This window comes from Dietzia sp. CW19 (assembly GCF_014145265.1).
In the GTDB taxonomy this organism is placed as follows: Bacteria; Actinomycetota; Actinomycetes; order Mycobacteriales; family Mycobacteriaceae; genus Dietzia; species Dietzia natronolimnaea.
Window position 1 is genome coordinate 12,763 of sequence record NZ_JAALEE010000233.1, and the last position, 7,510, is coordinate 20,272.

The 7,510-nt window shown below is 70.5% G+C and carries 7 protein-coding genes; 4 read left to right on the top strand and 3 right to left on the bottom strand.

Annotated elements, in window-relative coordinates; genetic code table 11:
* Both G6021_RS07730 and G6021_RS07735 read left to right on the top strand, forming a co-directional pair.
* The coding region (locus G6021_RS07730; protein ID WP_182641002.1) for a family 1 glycosylhydrolase at positions 1-1,301 on the top strand (1,301 nt) is incomplete at its 5' end.
* 9 nt (positions 1,302-1,310) lie between these two features.
* Positions 1,311-2,981: a serine hydrolase gene (locus G6021_RS07735; protein ID WP_182640999.1), complete on the top strand. Its 1,671-nt coding sequence runs from the start codon at positions 1,311-1,313 to the stop codon at positions 2,979-2,981.
* Positions 2,982-3,042: 61 nt separating this feature from the next.
* On the opposite strand, the gene G6021_RS07740 is transcribed toward G6021_RS07735, so the two are convergent.
* From G6021_RS07740 to ppk2, 3 genes are all read right to left on the bottom strand, one after another.
* Positions 3,043-4,176 (bottom strand): AI-2E family transporter, encoded by a 1,134-nt coding sequence (locus G6021_RS07740; RefSeq protein WP_182641000.1) that lies wholly within the window; start codon positions 4,174-4,176, stop codon positions 3,043-3,045.
* A gap of 54 nt (positions 4,177-4,230) precedes the next feature.
* Entirely contained in the window at positions 4,231-5,274 is a 1,044-nt protein-coding gene (locus G6021_RS07745) for an enoyl-CoA hydratase/isomerase family protein (protein ID WP_179525811.1), read from the bottom strand.
* A gap of 114 nt (positions 5,275-5,388) precedes the next feature.
* Entirely contained in the window at positions 5,389-6,282 is an 894-nt protein-coding gene (gene ppk2, locus G6021_RS07750; protein WP_241731278.1) for a polyphosphate kinase 2, read from the bottom strand.
* A gap of 82 nt (positions 6,283-6,364) precedes the next feature.
* Between ppk2 and G6021_RS07755 the strand changes: the two genes are divergently transcribed.
* Together G6021_RS07755 and G6021_RS07760 are read left to right on the top strand one after the other, a co-directional pair.
* Positions 6,365-6,916: a TetR/AcrR family transcriptional regulator gene (locus G6021_RS07755; RefSeq protein ID WP_179525812.1), complete on the top strand. Its 552-nt coding sequence runs from the start codon at positions 6,365-6,367 to the stop codon at positions 6,914-6,916.
* On the top strand, positions 6,913-7,510 hold a 598-nt coding region (locus G6021_RS07760), incomplete at its 3' end, for a haloacid dehalogenase-like hydrolase (protein WP_182641001.1). The genes G6021_RS07755 and G6021_RS07760, both read left to right, overlap by 4 nt.

The following is a 7,510-nucleotide window of genomic DNA, read 5'->3' on the forward strand; positions in this document are numbered from 1 at the left end:
GCGGCGACACCCCGGCCGTGGCGTGCGATCACTACCACCGCCACGCCGAGGACGTCCGCGACCTGGCCGACCTGGGCGTCGAGGACTACCGCTTCTCGATCTCCTGGTCTCGGGTCCTGCCCACCGGGCGCGGGCAGGTCAACCGGCCCGGCCTGGACTTCTACTCACGTCTCGTCGACGACCTCCTGGCGGCCGGCATCCGCCCGGTGCCCACTCTGTACCACTGGGACCTGCCGCAGGCCCTGCAGGACGAGGGCGGCTGGCTGAGCCGGGACACCTCGCACGCCCTGGCCGACTACGCCACCGTGGTGGTGGACGCCCTCGGCGACCGCGTCACCCGGTGGCTCACGCTCAACGAGATGAACGTCCACACCCTCTACGGCCACGGGCTCACCGATCACGCGCCCGCGCTCGGGATGGGGCTGGACTGCCTGCCCGTGGCCCACAACCTGCTCCGCGCGCACGGGCTGGCGGTCGGGGCGATCCGCGCCGCCGGTGCCCACCACGAGGTCGGGGTGGTCCAACAGCACTTCCCCGTCTCCGCCGCGACCGACTCCGCAGAGGACGTCGAGGCCGCCGAGATGTTCCGCATCCTCACCAACTGGTTGTTCTCCGATCCGATCCTCCGGGGCACCTATCCGGAGGACTGGGTGGCCGAGCTCGTCATGACCGCCGCGGGGCTGACCCCGGACCAGCTCGAGCAGGACCTCGTCGTCATCTCGGGCCCCCTCGACCTCTACGGCGTCAACTATTACGAACCCACGGTGATCGAAGCCCCCCGCGAGGACACGGACTACTCCGGGGTCCTCGAGGTCGACTTCCCGGAGGACATGCCGTTCCGCCCCGTGCGGATCGAGGGTGTGGAGCGGACCGACTTCGACTGGCCCGTCGTGCCGTCGGGTCTCACCGACATCCTCACGACACTCCACGAGAGGTACCCGGGGTTGCCGCCGGTGACGATCACCGAGAACGGGTGCTCGTACCACGACGGCCCCGGAGCGGACGGGGCCGTCCACGACGAGCGCAGGATCGACTACCTGCGCGCGCACCTGGCGGCGGTGGTGGACGCGGTCGACGCCGGCGTGGACGTGGACGGCTACTACGTGTGGTCGGCGATGGACAACTTCGAATGGGCCGCCGGGTACGCCGAGCGCTTCGGTCTGGTGCACGTGGACCACACCACCCTCACGCGGACCCGCAAGGCCTCCTGGTACTGGTATCGCGACCTGATCGCCCGGCACCGGGAGCGAGTCGCAGGCTTTGGTCCGACACGGGCCTCCGGGGCGCATCCGGCGGTCTAAGCTGGGCAGATGACCACCGATTCGGCCACCGGGCGCCGTCGAACTCTGGGCCTTGTCAGCGTGTGCGCGTCCGTCGCGCTCCTCGGTTCGGCGTGCGGGACACCGGTGGCCACACCCGGCCCCGACGAGAGCCCGGCCGCCTACTCGGGCCTCGAGGTGAACGAGGACCGGATCGACTACGCGGTCGGCAAGGTCACCGACATCGTCGAGGAGGAGATGGACGCCTCCGGTATCCCGGGCGCGGCCGTGGCCGTGGTGCACGGCGGCGAGGTGGTCCTCGCGGAGGGGTTCGGCGTCCGTGACACCGGCACGGGCGCCGAGGTGGATGCGCGGACCGTGTTCCCGTTGGCCTCGATCTCCAAGTCGGTCAGCGCCACGGTGGTGGCAGCGGAGAGCGCCGACGGCCAGGTCGACTGGTCCACGCCCGTCAGCGAGTACCTGCCGTGGTTCGAGCTCTCCGATCCCCAGCTGACCCCCCTCGTGACCGTCGGCGACGTCTTCGCGCACCGCTCCGGACTGCCCGGGCACGCGGGTGACGACCTCGAGGACCTGGGTTACGACCGGCCCGCGGTCCTGCACGGTCTGCGCCACCTGCCGCTCACGCCGTTCCGGGCCTCGTACGCGTACACCAACTTCGGACTCACCGCGGGGGCCGAAGCGGTGGCGGTCGCGGCGGGGACCCCCTGGGACGAGCTGGGTCGCGAGCGCATCTTCGACCCGCTCGGCATGACCGACACCTCGTATTCCCACGACGAGTTGCTCGAGCGGGACAACCGGGCGGTCGGCCACGTGCGCGCCGACTCCCCCGACTCCCCCGACTCCGCGGACCAGAGCGACCCGGACGGGGACTGGGTCCCGGCCGATCCCCAGCGCGACCCCGACGCCCAGGCGCCGGCGGGGGGCCTGAGTTCGTCGGTGACCGACATGGCCGCCTGGATGGCGATGGTGCTCGACGACGGCAAGGGGCCCGGCGGTTCCCAGGTCGTGCCCGCCGAGGCGCTGCGCGAGGCCCTCACCCCGCAGATCGTCTCCTCGCCGCCGCGGGCCGCCGCGGACCGTCCCGGGTCCTACGGCTACGGGTTCAACATCGGTACCAGTTCCTCGGGTCGGGTCCAGTGGAGCCATTCCGGGGCGTTCGCGCTCGGGGCGGGCACCGCGATGCTCATGCTGCCCTCGCTCGACCTGGGGATCATCACGGTGACCAACGCCTCGCCGAGCGGGGTGGCGGAGACGATCAACGCCAGGTTCGCCGACTACGCCCAGTACGGCGACCCCACGCTGGACTGGCGGGATCTGTTCGGCCAGGCGTTCGCGTCACTGCTCGACCCGGTCGGGGACCTGGTGGACGCGACCCCGCCCGCCGATCCGGCACCGTCGAGGGACCCGGCCGAGCTGGTCGGGACGTACCGCAACGACTACTTCGGGACCCTCGAGGTCAGAGAGTCGGAGGACGCGCTGGAGATGACCGTCGGCGGCGCCGCCGCCTGGCCACTCGAGCCCTGGGACGGCGACACGTTCGCGGTCGAACCGCGGAGTGAGAACTGGCCGCCGGGGTCGCGGGGTTCCGTGACGTTCGACGACGACGAGGTCACCGTCGAACTCCTGGACGGCAACGGTCTCGGGACCTTCACCAGGGCGCCCGCCGGGGACGAACCCGGCGATCCCGGATCCCCCGACTGACCGCGGGCGTCCGCCGCCCCCGGCGCAATCGGAGCCCCCGAGCCCGGGCCCGCAGGGAGGGTCAGCGCGGTGCCGGCAGCTTCCCGGCGCGCCGCCGGTCGCGTTTGGCATCGGCGTCGGGAGTGGTCATGAACGTCGAGAACCACGTCATCCGGGGGTCGGCGTCCACGAGGAAGGCCTTGACCGCGAGGGTCAGCGGCACGGCCAGGATCGCGCCCAGAGCACCGGCCACCGACGCCCAGAACACCAGCGAGAGGAACGTGACGGTGGGGGTCAGCCCCACGGCGTCGCCGGTGAACTTGGGCTGGATGAAGCTCTGGATCACCAGGTTGACCACGCTGTAGATCACCACCACCCAGATGGCGTCGACCGGTCCCCCGGTCAGGAGCGCGAACAGCGCGGGTGGCACGAGGCCCAGGACGAAGCCGATGTTGGGGATGTAGTTGGTGACGAAGGCCAGGACGCCCCAGACCAGGGCCAGCGGCACACCGATGATCATCAGTGCGATCACGTCGATGACCGCCACGATGAGACCGAAGATCGTCGAGACGATCCAGTACGACTTCACACCGTCGGTGAACGAGCTGAGGGCGTCCGCCAGCCGGGGCCGCTGGCGCGCGATCACCGCCCGACGGCGGGTGATCCCCGGTACGTCGAACACCAGGAAGGTCAGTGCGATCACCAGGACGGTGAGCTGCCCGCCCGCCGAGGACAGCTGCCCCGCCACGTTCTGGACGGTGCCGATCACGGTGCCGGGGTCGACTCCCGCCAGGCTCGAGGAGACCTGGTCCTCGCTCACCCCGAACCGTCCGAGGAACTCGATGGTCTGCTCGTACAGTTCGACGAACTTGTCCTGGTAGCGCGGGATCTCCTCGGCGGCGATCCACAGCGCCCACACGAGCATCCCCACCAGCGCGGCCAGCAGGAGGTAGAGCACCAGCAGGACGATGATCATCCCGCCCCACCTCGGCAGGCCGGCACGCTCGAGCAACCGCTGCAGCGGCTGGGCGGCGATCACCAGGTTCAGGGCGAGGAAGGCGGGCATGACCAGGTTCGCGTGCTGGGAGATCCCCCAGAGCACGACGAACGCGGCGGCCAGGGACACCACGGTGACGCCGGCGATCCCCCAGCCCTTGGGCTCCTCGTGCGGGGCGAGCACATCGGGTTCGCGCGCGCCGTCACCGGTGGTGGTCATGGCCCCTCCTCGACCCGCGCCCCGTGCGCTGGACGCCGATCAGAGTAGACCCTGTCAGCCCCCGGTCAACGCCGAACGAATGGCGTCCACGTGAACGTCGTCGAGGTCGGCGGGGTCCCAGGTGGGGTTGCGGTCCTTGTCGATCACCACGGCCCGGACGCCTTCGACGAAGTCCGGGCGGGCGGTGATCCATCCGCCCAGCGCCAACTCGGCCGCCAGGCACTCTCGCAGATCGCTCGCGGCCGCCCCTGCGCGGAGCAGCTCGATGGTCGCGATGACGGACGTGGGGCAGTGCGACCGCAGCATCTCGAGGGTCGAGGTGGCCCACTCGTCCTGCGCACCGGACTCCAGGGCCGCGACCATCTCCTGCACGGTCGCACGGGAGAAGACGTCCTCGATCCGGTCGATGTGCTTCTCGACCGCGGACTCCCCCGCCGCCGAGTGCTCGAGGCCGTGGCGCTCCAGGGCGGCGTCCAGGCCATCGGACCCGATGGCGGAGACGAAGGCGTCGCGGTCGGCGTCGTCGATCAGATGGGTGGCCAGACCCGTGTAGAGCGCGTCGGCGGAGTTCATCCGGACCCCGGTGGTGCCGAGGTAGATCCCCACCGCGAGGCCCCGGGTCCCGCCGCCGCACAGGCGGGGCAGGAAGTGGCTGGCGCCGACGTCGGGGATGAACCCGATCGCCGTCTCCGGCATGGCCATCATGACCTTCTTGGTGACCACGCGGTGCGAGCCGTTGATGGAGATCCCGAGGCCGCCGCCCATCGCGACGCCGTGGATCACGGCGACGGTGGGCACCCGGTGCGTGTGGTACGCGAGGTCCATCGCGTACTCCTCGGAGAAGAACTCCCGGTTGGTCTGGTGCTCGCCGGCGGCCGCGGCGTCGCGCAGCGCGCGGATGTCGCCGCCCGCGCAGAACGCCTTCTCCGAGGTACTGGTGGTGACGACGGCCTCCACTCCCGAGTCCTGCGACGCGGCATCCAGGGCGGAGTGCAGGGCCCGGCACATGGGCAGGTCGAGGGAGTTCAGTGCCTTGGGGCGGTCCAGGACGATGTGCTGCATCCGGCCTTCTCGCCGGGTGGTGACGAATTCGCTCATGCCCCCAGTGTGGCAGGCCGGTCTGTGCCCGTCGCCGGGATACTAGGAATTCCTACCTAGGCCGCCCCCGCCGCCCCGCCCGGCGTCAGGTCGCCGATCGTGCCCCGCCTCCGGTCAGAGCAGCTCCGACGCCACGTCCGGGACGTACTTGAACTCCTCGCGCGGCGGGCGCTCGTAGCTCGCACCCTCGGGTCGTTCCGGGATCTCGAACGTCGGCGGCTCCAGCTTCTCCCACGGCACGGTGGAGAGCAGGTGCGAGATGACGTTGATGCGCGACCGCTTCTTGTCCTCCGACTCGACCGTGTACCAGGGCGCCTCGGGGATGTCGGTGTGGATGAACATCTCGTCCTTGGCACGGCTGTACGCCTCCCACCGGTTGATGGACTCCAGGTCCATCGGCGAGAGCTTCCACCGGCGCATGGGGTCGTCGTGCCGCGAGCGGAAGCGGCGCTCCTGCTCCTCGTCGGACACGGAGAACCAGTACTTGCGCAGCATGATCCCGTCCTCCACGAGCAGGCGTTCGAAGATCGGCGCCTGGTGCAGGAAGCGGCGGTACTCGTCCGTGGTGCAGAAGCCCATCACTCGTTCCACGCCGGCCCGGTTGTACCAGGAGCGGTCGAAGATCACGATCTCCCCGGCCGCGGGCAGGTGCTCGATGTAGCGCTGGAAGTACCACTGGGTCTTGTGCACCTCGGTCGGGGCGGGAAGCGCGACCACGCGGGCGAACCGCGGGTTGAGGTACTGGGTGATGCGCTTGATCGCCGACCCCTTGCCGGCGGCGTCGCGGCCCTCGAACACCACGACGAGCCGGTTCCCGGTCTCCTTGAGCCAGGCCTGCATCTCCACGAGCTCGGCCTGCAACCGCTCGAGCTCGGCCTCGTACGCCTTCTTGGGCAGTTTCTCCAGGCCGCTGGCGAGTTCCTTCTTCTTCGACCCGTTGTTGCCGCTCTTCGAGGACGTGCTCTTCCCGCTCGAGGTGGCCTTCTTGTCGTCCTTCTTGCCGCTCATGCCCGCGATCCTACGGCCCCGGGCGCACCCGGCCCGGCTCTTCGGATGCGGTCCGCAGCCGGCTCGCGCGATAATGGATGGCGTGAGGTCCCGTGACAGCATCCTCGACGCGACCCGAGCGGTGATCGGGGACGTGGGGTTCGACGGGGTCAATATCGCCGTCGTGGCCAAGCGGGCCGGGGTGAGTCGGCAGACGGTGTACTCGATCTTCGGTACCCGTGAGGAGTTGATCGGCGAGGCGGTCACCGAGCGGTTGACCGCGCTGGTCGGTGCCTACGAGTCCGTGATGGACTCGGCCGACTCTCTGCTCGAGGTGCTGGTGGAGATCGTGATCGAGGCCCGGCGACGCATCCTCGGGGACCCGCTGCTGCGAGCCCTGACGTTATCCGGCGAGGGCAACCCGATCCACCATCCGGGTGCTGTCGACAGATCCCTCGAGTACACAGCCCACCTGCTCGGTCCGGCGATCGAGCGATTCCCCGAGTTCGCCGACCGCATCGACTTCCTCGCCGACGTCGGCGTCCACATCGGCTGGTCGGTGATGGTGCTCGACGATCCCGACTCCCGCTCCGACGCCGACCTGCGGGCGTTCCTCACCGCCTGGCTCGCACCACTGCTGCAGCCGCCATCGTGAGCGCTCTGCTCGTCCTCTGGGACCTCGACCTCACGTTGCTCGACCCCGCCGGGTTCGGTTCGCGGATGATCGCCCCCGCGCTCGCCGAGATGGTCGGCGGCGAGCCCGTCATGGACGTCTCCTTCGCCGGGCGGACCGACCGCGCGATCTGCACCGACCTGCTCGGGCGGAACGGGATCGACCCCCGCGAGGACCTCGTCACCACGCTGCTCCACGCCGTCGCCGAGCGGTGCGAGGCGCACGGGCAGGACCTGCTCGACGCGGGAGGTGGGGCACTCCCGGGAGCTCACGAGGCGATAGCCGCCCTCGCCGCGGTAGACGGGCTGCACCAGGGGATCGTCACCGGCAACATGCGACGGACGGCGCTGCTCAAGCTCCGGGTGTGTGGGTTCGACGGGCTTCCCGATCCGCGGCTCGGGGCGTTCGGGGATCACCACGCCGACCGCGCCGACCTCGTCCGCGGCGCCCTCACCACCGCCCGCGCACGCGGACTCGAGGTGTCCGCTGAGCGCGCGGTGGTGATCGGTGACCACGTCCACGATGTCCGCGGCGCACTCGACGCGGGGGCCCGCTGCGTCGCCGTCGCCACCGGTC

Bases quoted from the DNA above. Each gene is read 5' to 3' on its own strand.
- G6021_RS07740 (WP_182641000.1), bottom strand. From the start codon at position 4,176: ATGACCACCACCGGTGACGGCGCGCGCGAACCCGATGTGCTCGCCCCG.
- ppk2 (WP_241731278.1), bottom strand. From the start codon at position 6,282: ATGAGCGGCAAGAAGGACGACAAGAAGGCCACCTCGAGCGGGAAGAGC.
- G6021_RS07745 (WP_179525811.1), bottom strand. From the start codon at position 5,274: ATGAGCGAATTCGTCACCACCCGGCGAGAAGGCCGGATGCAGCACATC.
- G6021_RS07735 (WP_182640999.1), top strand. From the start codon at position 1,311: ATGACCACCGATTCGGCCACCGGGCGCCGTCGAACTCTGGGCCTTGTC.